This window comes from Promicromonospora panici (assembly GCF_900608595.1).
Taxonomy (GTDB): domain Bacteria; phylum Actinomycetota; class Actinomycetes; order Actinomycetales; family Cellulomonadaceae; genus Promicromonospora; species Promicromonospora panici.
This window is the reverse complement of the sequence record NZ_UWYY01000013.1, coordinates 44,309-62,679: the sequence shown is the minus strand read 5'-3', so window position 1 is coordinate 62,679 and position 18,371 is coordinate 44,309. Positions and strand designations below refer to the sequence as shown.

Here is an 18,371-nt window from a genome sequence, read left to right as displayed (position 1 = left end):
ACTCTCCTCGATGCTCGACTCGGTGGCTCGGGCTCGGTGCTTGACGGCGACTGCGGCTACGCAGCGTTCGCGGCGTCCCACCAGTCGAGCACACGGGTGCCGTAGAACGTGAGCCACTTGGACGAGTCGCCCGGCGGCACGTCCACCTCGAACCAGACCCGGCCCGGAAGGCGGCCCTCCTGCAGCCAGGTGCCGTCCGGGCGGCGGGCTGCCCGGACCACCTCGACGGCGTCGGCGAGCCTGGGATCAGGCCCGACGCCGTCGTGCAGCGCCGCCGCGCGAAAGTAGTCCATGGCGTTGAGCGCGCTGAAGGCGTGGCGGTACGGATACCCGAACCACGTCGCCCAGGGGCCGACGAGCTCGCCCGTCGACAGCCTCCGGAGCAGCCGGCGCTCCAGGAGGTACTCCTCGCCAGTCCGGCGCGCGGCCCGCAGCTCGTCGCTGCCGACGGTCACCGCTTCGTAATACAGGAGGCTCTTCAGGGAGTTGAGCGTGGAGTGGAACGACGAGCGCGTCGAGCCTTCGCCCCACTCGCAGTTCCAGCCGCCGTCGGCCAGGCGGTGGTCCACGAACCACTGGGCGATGCCCGAGACGTCCACGCCGAGCCACGCGCCGTTGGCGAGCGTCCAGCCGTTGATGCAGCAGTCGACCTCGCCGTCCCAGTAGGGCAGGTCGTCGTACTCCCAGCGGCAGCTCGCGGCCAGCTTCTCGGCGGTGCCTGCCAGGACGGCGGCGTCCAGGCCCCAGTCACGGAGGCTGGTGAGGGTCCAGGTGGTCGCCGTCCAGGGCTGGCCATCCTCCTCGCCCTGGTAGCCGGCCGGGAAGAAGGCGCCGCCGGCCCACTGCCCGTCCGGGTCCTGCAGTGCGAGGAGGCGGGCGCCGAACCCCTCCGTCGCGACGCGGGCCCGGGTGGCGCGCCACACGCCCTCGGGCGCGCCCGCGAGGTCGCGCTCGACCTGCCAGCGCAGGGCTGGGTCGGCGTCGAGCAACCAGTCGAGCAGCTCGGGTGCGGGAGGCACATCAGGAGGCTACTGCGAACGAGGCGGCCCGGTAAGTGCGAGTCGGCGCGAGTCGGTCAGGAATCGAGAAGCACCCGATGCTGCGCGGATCTAGCGTGATGGGCATGGCAAACATCGACTCCGTCACCCTCGAGGTGACCGACCCCAGCACCGCACGTTCCTTCTACGACGCCGCCTTCGACCTGGGCGACAGACTCCAGCTCCGCGAGACCGACGCGCCCACGAGCGGGTTCCGCGGATTCCACCTCTCCCTCATCTCCTCCCAGCCCGCCAACGTCAAGGCACTGTTCGACGCCGCGGTCGCCGCCGGGGCGAGCGTCCTCAAGCCCGTCACCAAGTCCATGTGGGGCCACGGCGGCGTGGTCCAGGTACCCGACGGCACCATCTGGAAGATGGCGACCTCCGCCAAGAAGGACTCCGGCCCGGCCTCCCGGGAAATCGACGAGATCGTCCTGCTGATCGGGGCCTCCGACGTGTCCGCGAGCAAGAAGTTCTACGTCGAGCGAGGGATGACCGTGGGCAAGAGCTTCGGCTCGTACGTCGACTTCAACATGGGCTCCAGCCCGATCGGGTTCGGCCTGTACAAGCGGGCGGCACTGGCCAAGGACGCCGGCGTTCCGCCGGAGGGTTCGGGCTCGCACCGGCTCGCGGTGAACAGCGACCTCGGCGAGTTCACGGACCCGGACGGGTTCGCGTGGGAGCCGGTGCGGGTGAGCCATTGAGACTCGGCTCGCGTAAGCCGCGGCGGATCCGTCCAGTGCGTCAGTAGCTGTTCGGCGCCTCGACGGACTGCCAGTGCCACGGCTCGGGGTTGCGCCCCGTCCGGGCCACGGTCTTCGACGACGGGTCGCGACGAATCGAGATCAATTACCGCGAGTCAGCAAACTCGGATCGTCCAGATAAGCGAGTATCAACAAGATAAGGATACAGATTGCAAAGAACACCCGAATCAACCCATCGAGCACCGCGTCGAGCACAAGCGACGCAGGATCTGGGCGCGCCTTTTCGGGATTAAGAAACCTCCTCAGCGGGTCGCCATGCCGCCTGTCGGCTTCTTTCTCTGCCCACACGCGCGGGCTTCGAAGCCTGAGGATCCCAGAGACAAGAAGCCACGACCAACCTCCGAGGATACTGAGCCCAAACAGGTAGGCCAAGATTTGCTCCAAAGCTCAATCCCTCCTGGACCGAACCGGTTGGCCCTCACGCGTCCATCGTCGCGTCACCTCGAATGGCTGGAATCGCCCGCATTCAGTAGCTGTTCGGCGCCTGGACGGACTGCCAGTGCCAAGGCTCGGGGTTGCGCCCGGACGGCTCGGCGAACGGTGGGTGGACCCACCCGTAGGCCTCGGCGTTGGCCTTGAGCCAGTCGTACTGGGCCGACCCGAACGTCTGCACGCCGCCGCCGATGTCGATCGCCAGCCCCGTGCCGTGGTTGGAGCAGCCGGGCGGGGCCGCGGTGTCGGACGACGGGTCGTACAGCGCCTCCTGCTCCGCGTAGGTGCGGTAGGACGAGTTGATGGTCAGGTTCACGCCGAACTCGGCCGCGTACGCGGCGTTGAGGTCCGTCAGCCCACCCACGACGTCGGCGCGCACGTAGTGGCTCGACGCGAACGGGATCGAGGCCAGCTCTGAGGAGGACAGGTGGCCGTTCTCCGCGGACCACACCTGGTCCGGTTCGGGACAGGTGCCTGCAGCGGCGGTGCTGGCATCCTCAGCAGTGGCCTGGTTGGTCACAGGATCGGTGCTTGTCTCGTCGGTTGCCGGGTCGACGACGCCCGCATCCACCGCCGTCCCGTCCTGCGAGGTCTCGGCCAGCAGCGCGGCGGTCGCGACCTGGATCTGGACCGTCGCCTCGGGCATCGCCGTGGTCAGCCGCCCGGCCTTGCCGATTAGATCCGCGACGTCGTCCGCTTGGGCGTTGGCCGCCGCCTCCAGCAGCTCATCCGCCTGGGCGGTCAGGTCACCGGCTAGATCCAGCGCCGTGCGAAGATCACCCCGATCACGCGCGTTGGCGGACTCCGCGTACACCTGCTCGCCGTCGGTCACCACCGCCTGCAGAGCGCTACGAGCTGCCTCCACCTCGGACGCCGCTCGCTCCAACCGAACCTGCCGACCCGAAGCGACCACCGCACTGGCCGCGTCTCGCAGGGCGGCAGTCACGACGGGTACGTCGTCGTGGAGCACGCTCGTCAGTCCCAGCACCGCGTTGGCTTCATCCATCGTGCCCGACGGCGACGACGCCACCGACTTCAGCGACGTCACCACATCCTGCGCGTCATCGATCGCTGAGTTCAGTGTTCGGCGCTCGGGCTTCTTCGCGGCCTGACCGTCTGGGCTCTTCAGGACGGTCCGGGCATCCTTGATCTCGCCGGCCAGGTCTGCGCGGAGCGTCGCGCTCTCCGCGATCGCCGTCTGCGCTTCGGCCACCGCGGACGGCGGATCCGTCACCTCTGGGCCGAACATATCGAACGCGTACGCACTCCCTGCCACCACGACCATGGTCAACGCGACGGCGACGATGCCGATCGTCCGACGCTTGCGCCGCCCCGAGGCGCGCCTGCCGCGCCGCGGCCACGGCGGGCGTCGAGGCGCCTGCAGCTCCGGCCACAGGGGCGTCTGGGTCAGCACCGAAGAAACCTACAGCGAGGACTGGCTCCATGCAGAGGCGGCAGCGGGTGAATTTCCACTAGCTTCGGTCAAATCAACCACCTGGCCAGGGCCCGCCCCTATCTCGCACAGATCTACGGCTATCCGCGGCCAGTCGGGCCGGCCCCCCAAGAGACCATCTACCCATGATCAGCAGGTACCGCCGATCCGACTCAGGAATCCTCGAAAGAATCGATGGACCCATCGCTGGTCGCCGCGGATGGCGCCGTCCGCAATGAGACGCCGAGACACACAATGTCGTAAACTCCGTGATCATCGAATGCGATACGAAGGTGCCGCAGGTCGCCTACCGAAACCATCGGCTGCGCAGTCCGCTCAAGCGCGCCTGTGATCGCAAATCCGGACCTCGACAGGGCGTTCAGCTTAATCCGATCAAAACCATCGCTCGACTCGCGGGGAGCTCGTTCACTATCGCAGGGACTCCAAGGAGGCTCCACGTCAAGCATTTCACGCAACCGACCATCCCGATCATGATCGGACCGGCGTTCACCTAATGTCGCATCACGCCTGGGCTGGCATCTCCGTCCGATGGAGCACCTCGCCTGTTCCGGATAGTTCCGTGATGCGTACACGTGCCGCGTTTGACTGAGGAGTAGCCACTTTCCCGGTTTCGTCGAGCCATTCGATGACACGGCGGGCCCCGCCATGCACGCAACCGTCGCTGGTGATCTCGAAAGTTGGATCGATCTCGGGTCTGAACTCTTCTGCCCGTGATTCTAGTTCGTCGAATCTCATGGCGTCAGAAAATCGAGCTTGGACGTGCCGAAGGTCGGACACACTGTCGGTGTACCAGTCAAACGGGAACAGTTCGACACGCACAGTCCCATTGGCCCTCTCGACCACAGACCCATCCGTGATGCCCAGTAGCCGACCTCGATCCAAAACCTCGAAGGCTGGCGGGCCGAACCACATCATTGACGCCGCGAGTAGGAGGATCCCACCCACCGGTCGCTCCCGCCCCGGGTTCTCACGAACGTCGATCGTCTCGTCCTGCCCAGGAAAGAAACCCCCGCCACGAACTTTCGGAAGGTGAGCGTGGTCACGACCGTGCACCTCGTAAGCGTTCAGCGAGTCCTCGGACTGCCAGAATACGTCGTCGCCGTCGCACAGGTATGCGGCACGGAACCCTGGCAAGTCGGTCACTGCTTCAATCAGCGACAAGTCTGCAGGCGGCTGCGGCAATTCCCAGAGTAGTTGATTGATCGGCTGTCCCGCATAATTCGCCAGCGCAATACTCTCACCGCCCGCTCCAATCAGTCGAGCGTGTCGCAGGTGCGGTTCCTCTGCCAGAATCCGAAGCGACCTAGCGTCCTTGAACCGTAGTTCCCGCGTTCCCTGAGACGCTCCGATCCGGATCGTCTCAGGCTTGAAACCTATATTGCAAGAATCAACCAGCCGCGCAAACATCGGTCCGTCGATCGCGCCATCAGCCAACCACATTTTGGTTAGAGCCCTCACGGGAACTCCCGAATCATGACGTTTACTCCCTGGCTCTGTCCGTAACCAATCAAACTCGAGAGCGCATCGCTTCCGCCCGAGTTCGTCCGTATGTCAAGGCCGATCTGAGCAGGACTTCCACTCACGGTCGCATTTCCCCGCTGAGCCGCCGCCAGGTCGTCGATGTGCTTCTGCATCCGCGCCAAGCCTGATGCGCTCGACGAGTCTACCGACTTCAAGCTCACCAGCGACGTTCCCCTCTGGAAGTCGACCAGTGGGAAGTAACCGTTGTGCAGAGATCCGACGCGGAACCAATCCGCGTAGTCAGTCGCGGCCACCGCATCCTCGATGGCCTGGCCACGGAGCGTAGGCGACAACCCCCAGACATCGTCTGCAGTGCTTGCGGCTCCCGCGACGTCGTCGCTCCGCTTGGCCACGCTCGAGAACCAACCGAGGAACGGAACCATGGCACTGCAAGAGGTTCCGATGTCGAATGCGGAGCCTCCGTCCGCGGAGTACCAGAGGCAGTTGATGCCATCGAGCGGCTCACCAGCCACCGGGACGTTCCCGAACATCTCTAGCGCGAAGTGCGGGTCCTCTGCTGAAGTCTCAGCGAGCGCGCAAGCAGTGATGCCGGACATGGGGTACATAGACCCCGTGCTCACAGGGGCGTTGTCGTAGCAACTAGGCCCAGCGCTCGCTTCGGCGGGCGCTGCCGTGCCCCCATCTCCGCTCGTCCCTCCTTCGACATTGGCGCCGAGGGAGTTGAGGACCGAGTCACCGCAGGCCGCCTGGATACCTTCCTTACATGGCAGGTGGCCGTCCATCTCAATCATGGAGATGGGGTTGCCGGCTCCGAACGCGTACCGGTTGCTGGTGTAAGGGCTGGTGCCAAGCCCCATGTCGGACAACGCCCCGTTGTACATGTCCCGCGTGGTGAACCGGTTGAGGCCCGGGGCGTAGTCCCGGAATCCCATGTCGTAGGTCCCGGAGCCTGCGTCCCATCGCTTGGCGTTGTACCGGTAGGAGTTGTAAGGCTCCACATCCTCTGGCGTGCCGGCCTCAAGCTTGTCGATTCCGGTGTACTCCGACTGGTCGGCGTTGCCGTACGCGGTGTACCCGTAGGTCGCGACCGTGTTCCCGGCATCGTCGGTCAGGGTCTCGACGTCGGTGTGCGCGTTGTATCCGTAGTACGCGCTCTCTCCCGCCTCGACACCGGCTTCCGGGTAGGCCTGGTGGGTGATCTGGGAGAGACGCTGCCCCCACGGCGAGAACTGGTACGACTTGGTCAGCTGACCGGCGACTTCCTCGACCAGCACCTCGCTGGACAAGCCCAGGTACGTGTAGTCAGTCGTATCCCCGCCAGCGGTCTTGGACGCCGTACGGTCCAGCGGGTCGTACTTGTACGTAGTCGACTCGAGCACGCCTGCGTCATTCGTCTGTTCAGACTGCGCGATGTGGTCGTACCCGTCGTACGTCGTCCGGCTGATCGTCGATCCTGCCGAGACCACCGACGTCTGCCGGCCGAACGGGTCGTACCGGTAGGACGCCGTCGCCCCGTCAGCCGTCACCGTCAGCAGGCGGTTGCGGTCGTACGAGTACGTTGTCGCCGTCCCACCCACGTTCTGGGAGACGACGTTCGCGTTGTCGTCGTGCACGTACGTCTCGGTCTTGGCCCCGTTCCCCGTCTTCACCGACCGCGAGAGCCGGTCCACCGGGTCGTACGAGTACGTGGTCGTTGACTCGAGATACGCCCCCGCGACGTCCGCGTTCGCCTTCGACGCCACATCCGTGTGCTTGTTGCCGTTGTTGTCGTACGTGTAGGCGTGCGACGCAACCAGCGCGCCGCCCGACTTCTCCTCGCGCAGCGACTTCAGCGCGCCACCTAGGAAGTACCCGTTGGTGACGACATTCCCATTGGCCTTCGTCTCGGTAGCCCGCATGCCTCGGCTGTCGTAGCTGTACCGAGTCACCTTCGCCGCGGCCGTGTCGTTCAGGTCGTCCACCGACACCGACGTCAGCAGATGCCGCGGATCCTCGTACTTGTACGCCGACGCCTGATCAGGGTGAGCCACCGTCAGCGGCTGCCCCAGCACGTCATACGAGTAGCTCGTAGTCGCCGTCACCTGACCCGTCAACGACTCCCGGACACTCTCGACCTGGTTCAACCCCGTGTACGTGACCTGGTAGTCGTCCGCCCGGGTGCCCGAGGACGTGTCGTTGATCCCCGTCAGGTTCCCGTTCACGTCGTACGAGTACGCAAAAGCACGCGCCTCCGTGTCCGCATCGGCGGCGTTGTCCCGCACCAGCCGCACACCATCAGCGACGACCTTCCCCGTCGCCGACGGCGCCAACGTCACCGTGACCGGGTCACCCTTGCGCAACGCAACCCGACCCACGTCCTTCCACCCGCCGGCACCCGTCGTCTGGTTCACCGTGTAGGCCGGCTCGGTCACCTCACCGCCGTGACCGTCCCCGTCCTTGCCGTGTGTCAGCTCGAACTTCGCGTCGGACGCCGCACCCGTCACCTGCGGATACGTCACCGCCACCGAGTACGTCCCATCCGCAGGGACATCCAGCGTCCACGTGAACTTGTCGGTCGAGGCACCCGACACCGCCGCATGCGCGCGGTGGTTCGTGCCCTGCTCCCCCGCCGCCGACGCGGTAGCCCACGTACCCGTCGCCTCAGCCAGCCCAGCGGTGTCGTTGTCCGTCACCACCGAGTGCGACCCGACCGGCACACCGTCGTCGGCCTTGGTCTTCAGCTTCCCGTCCGGGAAGTAGGACCACGTCATCGTCCGGTTCGCCGAACCGTCCGCCGACGTCAGCGTCCGCGCCGTCTGCGCACCCAGGTCGTCGTACTCGTACGACGTCGCGATGTCCCACGGGTCAGAGCTGCTCTTGATCCACCCGTTGTCGAAGTACTCGGTCACCGACTCGTTGCGAGCCGTCTGGCCCTCCGACGGCGGCATCGACGTCTTCACGGCCCGCCCTGCGGCGTCGTACGTCGTCTCCGTGAAGACGTTCGCGTCGTTGTACCGGGCATCCGCCGGGTCATACGGCTGATAAGACCGCACGGGCCGGTTCAGCGCGTCGTACTCGGTCCGTGAAGCGAAGTCGTCGGGGTCAGCCGTGGCCGCACCCCGCGGCGTGATCACCCGCGTGGTGTTCCCGAACTCGTCGTACTCCACCTTCGTGGTCCGATACTGCACGACGCCGCCGACCGTCTCGTGCGGCGTCTTGGTCTCCACCTGCGCCCCGCGCACGTCGTACGTGACGTAGGACGTGTTGCCGTCCGGGTCCGTCGAGGACACCGCCAACCCGTCCGCGTCGAACTCCGTCGAGCTCGAGTTGCCAGCGGCGTCCGTCGCCGAGACCGGCCGGTGGTTCAGGTCGTAGTCCGCCGTGGACGTGAAGTCGTCCGGATCCGCGGTGGCGTTCTTCTTCGGGTCCACCGTCTTGACGACGTTGCCGACCTCGTCGTAGGTGTAGCTGATGACGTCGTCGTCAGCGTTCGTCACCGACGTCTGCTGGTAGATCGAGTCATAGCCGTACCGCGTCATGAAGTCGGTGGCGTTCCCCGTGGTAGCCACGCCCTTGGGCTCGGTCACCGTCTTGAGGTTGCCGACCGTGTCGTAGGTGAACACGCTCGCCCGCTCCGGACCCGTCGGAGTGTCCTTCGGCATCGTGGACTTCGTGACCTGGGTCCGTCGCGTCGTACGTCGCCGTGGACACCGCGCCGTTCGGGGCCGTCGAGGTCGTCACGTTGTCGTTCGCGTCGTACACCGGCGCCGGCGTCGTGATCGTCTCGGTCGCCGACTTCCGGACCGTCCCCGCCAGCGGACGCCCGAAGTCGTCGTAGGCCTGGGTGACCAGACCGTCCAGCGGGTCCTCGACCTGAGTCACCAGCCCCCGCCCGTCGTCGGAGTACGTGGTCCGGGAGACCCTGCCCAGCGCGTCCTCGGTGACCTCCGGGTACCCCACGTCGGTGTACTCGCGGTACTTCGTGACGTTTTCGTTGGCGTCCGTGGCCGTGAGCAGCTGCCCGTACGTGTCGTACGTGTACCGCGTCACGTAGTCACCCGTCGTCGCCGTCGCGAGTCCCTTGCCGTCGGTGACGGTCAGCAGGTTGCCCTTGGTGTCGTGCGAGAACTGGTTCTTCCGGCCCTCGGGCGAGGTGGTCCGCACGATCTGTGCGACGTACCCGCTCTCCCAGGTCCGGTATTCCATGACCTGCGCACCGACGGGCGACTGGTCGGCGGCCTCGCCCGGGACGCACTCGCTCGCGGCGGGCGCGCCACCGTTGGCGGCGTTCTGCTCGGCGTCACGCTGCCACAACGGGTACCCGGTCTTGGGGTCGTAGCAGTACGCGGTCACCGCGCCGTTGGCCTCGGTCAGCGTCCGGACGTTGTTGTCCCCGTCCCACGTCAGCGACACGGTCTCGTTCTTCGCGTTCGTCACCGAACGCGGCCGGCCGAAGTCGTCCGACACGTACTTCGTGGCGTGGTTCTCGGCATCCGTAACCGTCGAGTTCCACCAGCCGGCAGTGGTGTGCGGCGCGTAGTCGAACGTCGTGACGCCGTCGTTGCGGTCGGTGATCGTCTGAACCGACCAGTGGTCCTTCGGGTCGTCGCCCTCCGACGGGTAGAAGTACGACAGCTCCGTCTCGTTGCCCCGCGGGTCGGTGACCCGCGTGAGCTTGGCGTTCTTGTTGCCCTGGTCGGCGTCGTAGGTGAACTTGAAGGTCTTGGCGATCGACGCCCCTGACCCGTCCGTCGCGCCCGCGCCGTCGACCATCCGGCCCATCAGGCCCTTGCCGGTGTAGTAGAACTCAAGCTTCCGGCCGGAGACGTCGGTCATGGACCGCACGTGGTCGTAGATCTTCGAGTTGTTCAGCGCGCCCGACCCGTTGACCAGGTTGCCGGTCGCCTCGTCCACGTACCGCCAGCCGGTCTGGCCCTTGGTCCAGTAGTCCACCGTCAGGGTCTGCCGGCCCGTGGGGTCGGTGACGTACTGCAGGAACTTCCGGGGCTGGTTGTTCGACTGCCGCTCGGCGTAGGTGAACTGCTGGGTGTTGCCGTTCTTGTCGATCACCTTGTTCAGGTAGCCGTCACAGCCGAACACGAACCTCGTGCCGTCGGGGCGCAGCATCTGCCAAGCAGCCTCGACGTAGTTCTGGTTGCCCGGGCAGGTCACGTCGGCAGCGGTCTGCGTTAGCTTGTAGTTCACGCCCGCGGGCGCGTCCCACTGGCCCGTGGTGGAGTTCAGCCGGAAGACGTGGGTCGTGCCGTCGCCGTCGGGCAGCATGATCTCGCGCGGGCCGTTGTTCGGGTGGAACTCCAGCGGCGCGCCCAGCCGGATCGGCCCGGACACCTGCGCCGACCAGCCGAACCCGGAGACCGTGTCAGAGGTGTCCTGCGAGTTGTAGGAGAACCGTGCGAACGTCGACAGGCCACGGCCCGGGTTGCTGAACGCGTCGTACGACCAGACGGCGTTGCCAGCGGCCACGTTGTTCATCACCGTCGAGCCGGCGCCGGTGTTCTTCCCCGCGTAGGTGTAGAACGACTCCAGGCCGAGCTGGTCCGACGTCGGGTCCTCGACCGCGACGTTCTGCTTCAGCTTGCCCGCCGGCAGGGCCGCGATACCGACCTCGGCCAGCGCGCTGGTCTCCGTCTGCCGGGCCACGTCTCCGGTGGCGGTGCTGTCCAGTCCCTGGGCGGAGGCCGCCACATTCGCAGAGTCCTCCCCCGCGGCCTGTGCGTCCTGGCGCGCGGTCTTCTCCTGAGCGGCCGCCGCGGTGTTGGCGATCTCCCACGACAGCGAGTAGTCCGAGCGCAGGTTCCCGTCGCTGACGGGCGGAGCGACGACGGTCGCCGTCATCTCGGCCGGCTCGCCGGGCGACAGGTCCTGCGGGAGCGCCGTCGTCGTCGACTCCGAGCCCGGCGCCACCGAACCGTCCGGCAGCGTCCAGGACGAGACCAGGGCCTGGGCCCCTGCCGTCCAGGTCGTCCTGGTCGTGTTGCTGACGGTGATCGGCACCTGGTAGCTCGCGCCCGGGCGCATGCGCTCCGGGGTGTCGGGCGCGTAGAACGTGTCCTCGGGCGCGGTGGACAGGTAGGTGACCGCCAGGCGCGGCTCGGAACGCTCCAGGCCACCGTTCGCGGCGGCCTCGCCCGAGGCGAACAGGGACCGGTCCTGGGACGCGGCCTCGTCAGCCATGCGGACTATCAGCGACTTGTGCCAGGTCGGGTTGTCCACGAAAGCCTGGGTCACCGCTCTGGCGCTCCACGACAACCGGGAAGGGCCCTCGCCCAGCCCCGAGACGGTCGACTGGAACTCGGTGGTCTGGCTACCACCGGGCGTCCACGTCCCGGGCCCGGACCCGTCCGGGTCGTTCCAGGTCGCGGTGTTCTCGTCGAAGTCGACGGTCGCCCTCCGGAGCTGGTAGACGCCCAGCGTCGGGTAGATCATGCTGCCGTCGGGATTGGTGCGGGTCGTCTCCGTCGTCGCCTGCCACAGCTGCAGGTCCGCATCCGTCACCACGGCGCCGTCGGGGAGATCCCACGCGGCGTCGTTCCACTCCATGACGGTGCGGGTGTCGCCGTAGAACTCCGACGCGTTGCCGACCAGGTCCCAGCGCTGCGTGGTGATGTCCTGGATGGCGTTCCAGTTCTGGTTCGGCTTCCCGCTCGCGAGCGACGTGTCGCCGGAGGCGACCATCACCTTGGTGGTGTGCCCCGCCTTGGGCAGGCGCACGATCTGCGTGGACGACGGCACGACGGTGCCGTCCCGGCGCTTGACCGCCACCTGGTAGTAGTACAGCTTGCCCTGGCCGGTCGCGTCAGCCGCGGTCGGCACCGCCGTCGTATCGACGAACTCCGTCGTTCCCGGAGCCACCGGCGCCACCAGCGTCGACGAGGTCGGATCGAACGTCTGCGAGACCGACCGGTGCACCTGGTACTCCACCAGGTTGTCCGCCGTGTTCGACGACGGGTCCTGGTACGTCGACCAGGACAGCTCCGCGCCGGTCGCGTGGACCGTGTCCGGGATGTCCATCACCACACCCGGCTGGCCGTAGGTGACGGTCAGCCGCGGTATGTTGCGGGTCTCGCCGCCGTACACGTCCTCGCCGTACACGTCCTCGCCGGCCTGGTAGCGAGGGCCGCCCACCGGGCCGGAGCTCGACTCGTCGGTCGCCTTGATCATGAACCCGTTGTCGAGCTCAGGGTTCTTGGCCCACGCCCCGACCGTGCCGCTCACGTCATAGCGGTGCCACTTGCCGATCTCGCCGGGCGTCCGGACCTCCGTGGCCTGCTTGACGAAGCGCACGGCGTCCGCGATCACAGCGGTCGACGACGTCGCCGGGGTGTCCAGGATCTCCACCTTGCCGCCGGTACCGGCGTTGAAGGTGTGCGCCGCGATCTGGTCCCATCCGGTGGGCGCCGTCTGGTCCATCGTGTACGTGTGCACCGGGTTGTCGGTGGCGTGCGTGATCCGTACCGGCACCTGCGTGGACCGGTTCGAACCCGTCACGTTGTGCAGCCACACCTGCCACAGGCCAGAGGTTGGCAGGTCAGGCGACCAGGTGAACACGTCCCCCGCGACCGTGTCCCGGTTGTACTGATAGTCGCCCTCGAACCCGTCCGCGCCCAGCGCCGACGCCGGCCAGGAGCCCGTCGCCGACGCGTACGGCGAGACGTTGTTCACCGTTCGGCGTGTGCCGGCCACCGGCCCCATCAGCCCGTTGGCCGAGTTCCACGTCGTGCTCGACGACGTCCACGGCGCGGTCACCTCGCGCACCTCCAGCGGCACGCGCGTCGCCCAGTCGGTGTGCGCTTGGTCGAAGTACAGCTGCAGCTCGGCGCGCGTGACGTCGGAGCCCGTCGGCACGACGTCCTGGAGCTGCGGGAACTGCACCATCGAACGCGCGGTACCGCCGCTGGTACGGCCGACCGAGAGCCGCGACGACGAGTAGTAGTTCGTGGTAGGCGCCTCCGACAGGATCATCGTGTCCTTCGAGAACGCCTGCGTCGGCGAGATGATGATCGTCGGGTCCACGGTCACCGGCCAGACGCGTGCCTCGTCGGTGAGCCACTCCAGGTCCGGGACCACGGTCAGCGTCCAGGCGCCCTTGCCCGAACGCTCCAGCTCGTAGGTCACGTCGGTGGACACCGCGGCGCCCTCGTCGTCCGGCGCGGACAGCCTGCCGTCCTGCGTGGTCTCGGCCTTGCGGGAGTCCCACATCACGCCCGCGGGAATCGACGCCACCGGCTCCGGATCGAGCTCGCTGTGGAAGCCGATCGACCCGTCCTCCTCGACGCGCGGCGTCAGGTCGCCCAGGTCGGACAGCGTGAAGGTGTACTCCAGCGAGGCCTCGTCGGCCGGGGCCTCGGCGAGGACTATCGACTCCTTGACCCGCCCCGGCAGCACCTCGTACGACAGGTCCGCGCCATCGAGCGCCGTGACGTCCTGGTGGGTCACCGTGTCGCCGTCCACCTGGGGGGAGGACAACTCGCCGTCCTCGGCGTCGGGCAGCCCGACGGTGACGCCACGACCTGCGGCGTCCTCCACCCGGACCACCCGGTCCGCCCGCTGACCGAAGTACGACCGTGCGCTGTTCGCCACGCTCGCGTGCGACCAGCCGTCCGACGTGGCGGCCTTGCCCGCCTTCGTGGACAGGCCCTTCGCCCCCGCGTCGGCCACCGCCTTGCCGGTCGCCGCGACCGTCGTGTCGATCTCGACCAGGCCGTCCTGCGCGGTCTCGTAGAACAGCGGCTCGCCGGACAGCTCCACCTGGCGCTGGCCGTTGTCGAGCAGGAACGTCCGGCTGTTGACGGTGCGCTTGCCGGTCATCTCCCGCACGCGCTCGCCCGGCTCGCCCGGCGTCGCGATCTTCGGGTCCACCGAGTGTTCCTGGGGCGACAGCTCGGCGTCCGCCGGGATCGGATCCGCCTCCGGCGCGTCGTCGTCACCGCCGCCGAAGAGGTCGGTGAACCAGTTCCCGCCCTCGTCCTCGCCCTGGTCCGAGAAGCCGTCGGACGGCGGAGCCGCAGCGGCGGCCGCAGCGGCACGGTCGGCCTCCGACGGCTCCTCGTCGCTTGCCGCGAAGGCAGGCCCGGCCGGCACCAGGTAGATGCCGACCAGGGCGGCCGCGGTGACCGCGACCGTCGCCACACGCCCCCGCCGTCGGCCATCCGACCTGGTCAGCGCCGTCGAGTCCGCGACCGGTCCAGTCGTACTGCGAGCCATCGGAAATCCCCCTGAGCCGCGCCTCGCCCATTTCAGGCGAAGGTCAACAAACCACCCGAAGCGAACCAGCAGACGTCCAGGGGGAACAGAGGAAGAAAACCTACGGGTGAATCTCTCGATTCGTATAAGCCGGACTTTGACGACACCTCGTCAGGATGCTTACGGTGTCGTTCCATGCCACGACGGGGCTGCCTGGGGGAAGGAACCGCCACGATGGGGAGCGCCAAGAGGGCTACCAGTGAAAACCTGCTCGCCGTACTCACGCTTCACGAACGCGGCTCGTACGGTGCCGCCGCGGATGCCCTCGAACGAGACTCCGCGACGGTCAAGTACCACCTCGTGGCCACCCGGCAGGCCTATGACGACGACGTGCTGACCTACATCGACGGCAACTGGCAGCCCACGGAGAAGGGCGTGCAGATCCTTGAGCTCGCCCACAAGGCCCGGCTCCTGAAGGACGCTCTCCGGACGCTCGACCACGCCGAGCCGGAGCCCGCGTCCGAGGGCGCGGCCTGAGCGGCCGGCACAGTCCGACGACAACCGCCGTCACGACCCCGCGAGCGCCTCGCTCACCCGCGTCCGCAGCGCCGGAACGACGTCCTCCTCGAACCAGGGGTTCTTGGACTGCCAGCGGAAGTTGAGCGGCGACGGGTGCACCAGCGGGATGGTCGAGGGCAGGTATTCGGCGTAGGCACGCACGGTCTCGGTCAGGCTCGGCTTCGCGCGGGCGCCGAGGTAGTACTTCTGGGCGTAGCCGCCCACGAGGATCGTGAGCGCTAGGTCGGGCAGCTCATCGAGGATGCGCTGGTGCCACAGTCCCGCGAAGTCCTTGCGCGGCGGCAGGTCGCCTGAGGCGCCCTTGCCCGGGTAGTAGAAGTCCATCGGGATGATGGCGAACTGGTCCGGGTCGTAGAACTGTTCATCGTCGACGCCGAGCCAGGTCCGCAGCTTCACGCCGCTGGCGTCGTTCCACGGCTTGCCGCTCTCCTGGGCCTTGCGGCCGGGCGCCTGGCCTACGAGCGCGATCCGCGCGCCCGGGGCCGCGGCGTAGAGGGGCTCGTAGCCGAGGTCGCGCGCCCAGGTGTTGGACTGGTGGGCGATGATCTCGGCCCGGATCTGGTCGAGGTTGCTGCGCATAGGAGCCCAGTCTGTCCCCCGTGCGAGCTACCTGCGAATGTCCACCGTGCGGTGACTACGGCGAACCTCTGGATCCATACCTTTGGGGTATCCCGCAGCGCTCCCGCCGCGGATTCTCACAGAGGAGTCATCGTGCGTCTGGTATGGCAGCTCTTGGCGGTTGCGGCGGTATGGATCCTCGGCAATCTGGGTACGGCTGCGGTGAAGGACAACCCCTGGCTGGCGCTCGTCGCCGGCCTGCTGACGGCCGTCGTCGGAGTCCTGGTCTACGGCTGGGTGGTGCGGCGAACCGAGCACCGGGCCCCCGTCGAGGTGTCCGTGAAGGGAGCAGGTTCCGGGATCAGCTGGGGCACGCTGCTCGGCATCGCGCTGTTCGGGGCAGTGATCGCGAGCATCGCCTTCTTCGGTGACTACACGATCAACGGCCTGGGCTCGCCGGCGAGCGCCCTCGCCCTGCTCGGCATCATGGCGGGTGCCGCTGTGGCCGAGGAGCTGGTCTTCCGCGGTGTCCTGTTCCGGAACATCGAGCGCTGGACCGGCAGCTGGATCGCGCTCGCGCTGACCGGCTCGCTGTTCGGCCTGATCCACTTGGCCAACCCGAACGCGACCCTGGTGGGTGCCTTCGCTATCGCCATCGAGGCGGGCGGGATGCTGACCGCCGCGTACATCGCCACCCGCAAGCTGTGGGTGCCGATCGGCCTGCACTTCGGCTGGAACATCGCCGCGAGCGCCATCTTCAGCACGGAGGTGTCCGGCAGCAACACCGCGCAGGGCCTGCTGGACGCGACGATCTCGGGTCCCGCGCTGGTCACGGGCGGCGGCTTCGGACCGGAGGCCAGTATCTACGCGGTGGTGCTCGGCGTGCTGGCCACCGGCGCGTTCATGTGGCTGGCCTACCGCCGTGGTCACGTGGTCCCCGTCCGTCGCGCGGCCCGGGCGGACGTGGCCGCTAGGCTCGCCAGGTGATCGAACTCCGGCGGGTCCTGGACCGGTGGCGTCAGCTCGATGTCACGGTCCGGGACCTGCCGCTCGCGTTGGTGCCGGCGGTCGCATCGTTCGTGCCGGCGTTCCACGGGCTGGGGACGCAGGTCGGCGCGCTGCCGACCCGTCCCTTTGACGCGCTGACCGTCGTGGCGATCGTCCTCCAGTGCCTCCCGATCGCCGCCCGCCGGCGGTGGCCCGGGGCCTGCCTCGTCCTGGTGTCGCTCGGCTTCGCGCTCGACCAGCTCCGGGGTTACCACACGTTCGCGGGCACCGGGCTCGTCATCGCGCTGCTGAGCGCGGGAGCCTACCTGGAACGCCGACGCCGCACGATCGCGATCGTCCTCTCGGGGGGCTACGCGGTGCTGGCGGTCGCGCTCGACCTGGTCGGCGGGACCGAGCGGGCGGACGGGTACCTGACGTTCTACCTGGCGCTGGTCCTCCTGTGGGCCGCCGGCTCCTGGCTGCGCTCCACCCGGGCGGCCGAGACCGAGCACCGGCTCCGGGTCGCCGAGGAGACCCGCACGGCCGAACGCACCCGGATAGCCCGCGAGCTGCACGACGTGGTGACCCACCACGTAACGGCGATGGTCGTGCAGACGGAGGCTGCCCGCTACCTGACGAGCGCCCCCGACCGTCTCGAGGAGACGCTGACCGCGGTCACCGACACGGGCCGGCGGGCGATCGGCGACCTCCGGAACCTGCTGGACCTGCTCGACCCGGGGCACGACGGCGCTGCGCGGACGTCGTCCCTCCGAGAGCTGCGCACGCTCGTCGAGCAGACCCGTCGGTCGGGGCAGCCGGTTGAGCTCACCGAGGAGGGCACGCCGTCGGAATCAGCCGGGAGTGCCGAGCTGGTCGCCCACCGGGTGGTGCAGGAGGCATTGACCAACGCCCTCAAGCATGCGCACGGCAGCCCGACGACGGTCGGCGTGCGGTACGACGAAAGGGAGATCACCGTGGAGGTCAGCACCGCTGGGACCGGACCCGAGCAGCCCGTCGCACAGGCCGCGGAGCAGGCAGGCACTACTGGCGCCCGCCCGCGCTCGCCCGAAGGGAGCGGCCGAGGGCTCACCGGGCTCCGCGAACGGGTCACCACCCTGGGCGGCGAGTTCGACGCGACCCGGCGGGACGGCGGCGGATTCGTCGTGCTGGCCCGCATCCCGACCGGGACCGGGTCGTGACAACGCCGACCCGGGTCCTGATCTGCGACGACCAGGCCCTCATCCGTACCGGGTTCGCGACCATCATCGACGCCCAGCCCGACCTCGAGGTGGTGGGCGAGTGCGCGGACGGGCGGGCCGCCGTCGACCTCGCCCGCCGGGTGCATCCCGACGTCGTGGTGATGGACGTCCGGATGCCCGTGCTCGACGGCATCGAGGCGACCCGCCTGCTCGCCGGCGCCGGGGTGGAGCATCCCGTCAAGGTGCTCGTGGTGACGACGTTCAACCTGGACGAGTACGTCTACGAGGCGCTGCGCGCCGGGGCGAGCGGGTTCCTGCTCAAGGACGCCCCGGCGGCGCAGCTGCTGACCGGCATCCGCACCGTCGCCACCGGGGCCGCACTGCTGGCTCCCGAGGTGACGAGGCAGCTCGTCGGCAGGTACGCGGCGCGCATCCGGCCCACTGAGAGCACGCCCGACGACACCGCGCTGACCCGGCGCGAGCTGGAGGTCCTGCACCTGATCGCCGACGGCCTGTCCAACGGCGAGATCGCCGCGGCCCTGGTGATCAGCCAGGAGACGGTCAAGACGTACGTGTCGCGCCTCCTGGCCAAGCTCGGCCTGCGCGACCGCGTGCAGGCGGTGGTCTACGCCTACCGCAACGGGCTGGTGACGTGACGATCGCCGACGACGGGGTGATCTCTGCGCCCCAGAGGGTG

At 68.1% G+C, this 18,371-nt stretch carries 11 protein-coding genes; 5 read left to right on the top strand and 6 right to left on the bottom strand.

The genetic code is table 11. The features are described from left to right. Window positions 1-56 precede the first annotated feature (56 nt). The gene (locus EW117_RS16310; protein WP_207211900.1) at window positions 57-1,019 is read right to left on the bottom strand and encodes a squalene cyclase; all 963 of its coding nucleotides are present in this window, start codon (window positions 1,017-1,019) and stop codon (window positions 57-59) included. Between the two features lie 104 nt (window positions 1,020-1,123). Between EW117_RS16310 and EW117_RS16305 the strand changes: the two genes are divergently transcribed. Beyond that, window positions 1,124-1,741, top strand: coding sequence for a VOC family protein (locus tag EW117_RS16305; protein WP_129787767.1), 618 nt, complete (start codon window positions 1,124-1,126; stop codon window positions 1,739-1,741). Between the two features lie 526 nt (window positions 1,742-2,267). Here EW117_RS16305 and EW117_RS16300 read toward each other — a convergent pair. The 4 genes from EW117_RS16300 to EW117_RS29785 all read right to left on the bottom strand — a co-directional run bounded on the left by EW117_RS16300 (window position 2,268) and on the right by EW117_RS29785 (window position 14,372). Beyond that, window positions 2,268-3,647 carry a M15 family metallopeptidase gene (locus EW117_RS16300; protein ID WP_129787766.1) on the bottom strand — a complete coding sequence of 460 codons (1,380 nt, stop codon included), beginning with the start codon at window positions 3,645-3,647 and terminating at the stop codon, window positions 2,268-2,270. Window positions 3,648-4,187: 540 nt separating this feature from the next. Next, complete coding sequence (locus EW117_RS16295; protein WP_129787765.1) at window positions 4,188-5,144, bottom strand: DUF1796 family putative cysteine peptidase; 957 nt, start codon at window positions 5,142-5,144, stop codon at window positions 4,188-4,190. Further along, entirely contained in the window at window positions 5,141-7,918 is a 2,778-nt protein-coding gene (locus tag EW117_RS30805; protein ID WP_479725114.1) for a golvesin C-terminal-like domain-containing protein, read from the bottom strand. Before EW117_RS30805 ends, EW117_RS16295 begins: the two co-directional genes overlap by 4 nt. Window positions 7,919-8,666: 748 nt before the next feature. Further along, a complete protein-coding gene (locus tag EW117_RS29785) occupies window positions 8,667-14,372 on the bottom strand; it encodes a DNRLRE domain-containing protein (RefSeq protein WP_207211899.1) in 5,706 nt (1,901 codons plus the stop codon). 213 nt (window positions 14,373-14,585) lie between these two features. Between EW117_RS29785 and EW117_RS16280 the strand changes: the two genes are divergently transcribed. Beyond that, window positions 14,586-14,888 carry a hypothetical protein gene (locus EW117_RS16280; RefSeq protein ID WP_129787764.1) on the top strand — a complete coding sequence of 101 codons (303 nt, stop codon included), beginning with the start codon at window positions 14,586-14,588 and terminating at the stop codon, window positions 14,886-14,888. A 30-nt stretch (window positions 14,889-14,918) separates the two neighbouring features. Here the strand turns inward: EW117_RS16280 and EW117_RS16275 are convergent, their stop codons facing one another. Continuing rightward, window positions 14,919-15,509 carry a uracil-DNA glycosylase family protein gene (locus tag EW117_RS16275; RefSeq protein ID WP_129787763.1) on the bottom strand — a complete coding sequence of 197 codons (591 nt, stop codon included), beginning with the start codon at window positions 15,507-15,509 and terminating at the stop codon, window positions 14,919-14,921. Window positions 15,510-15,641: 132 nt separating this feature from the next. Here EW117_RS16275 and EW117_RS16270 point away from each other — a divergent pair, with 132 nt between their 5' ends. From EW117_RS16270 to EW117_RS16260, 3 genes are read left to right on the top strand one after another with little or no spacing between them, the layout of a single operon-like run. After that, window positions 15,642-16,475: a CPBP family intramembrane glutamic endopeptidase gene (locus EW117_RS16270; RefSeq protein WP_129787762.1), complete on the top strand. Its 834-nt coding sequence runs from the start codon at window positions 15,642-15,644 to the stop codon at window positions 16,473-16,475. After that, window positions 16,472-17,674, top strand: coding sequence for a sensor histidine kinase (locus tag EW117_RS16265; protein WP_129787761.1), 1,203 nt, complete (start codon window positions 16,472-16,474; stop codon window positions 17,672-17,674). The genes EW117_RS16270 and EW117_RS16265 overlap by 4 nt, the downstream gene beginning before the upstream one ends. Further along, window positions 17,671-18,330: a response regulator gene (locus EW117_RS16260; protein WP_129787760.1), complete on the top strand. Its 660-nt coding sequence runs from the start codon at window positions 17,671-17,673 to the stop codon at window positions 18,328-18,330. The genes EW117_RS16265 and EW117_RS16260 overlap by 4 nt, the downstream gene beginning before the upstream one ends. Window positions 18,331-18,371: the final 41 nt, after the last annotated feature.

What these genes read in the sequence shown, in the direction of transcription:
- EW117_RS16305 (WP_129787767.1), top strand. Translation starts at nt 1,124, where the DNA reads ATGGCAAACATCGACTCCGTCACCCTCGAGGTGACCGACCCCAGCACC.
- EW117_RS30805 (WP_479725114.1), bottom strand. Translation starts at nt 7,918, where the DNA reads ATGACGTGGTCCTACTTCCCGGACGGGAAGCTGAAGACCAAGGCCGAC.
- EW117_RS29785 (WP_207211899.1), bottom strand. Translation starts at nt 14,372, where the DNA reads ATGGCTCGCAGTACGACTGGACCGGTCGCGGACTCGACGGCGCTGACC.
- EW117_RS16280 (WP_129787764.1), top strand. Translation starts at nt 14,586, where the DNA reads ATGGGGAGCGCCAAGAGGGCTACCAGTGAAAACCTGCTCGCCGTACTC.
- EW117_RS16275 (WP_129787763.1), bottom strand. Translation starts at nt 15,509, where the DNA reads ATGCGCAGCAACCTCGACCAGATCCGGGCCGAGATCATCGCCCACCAG.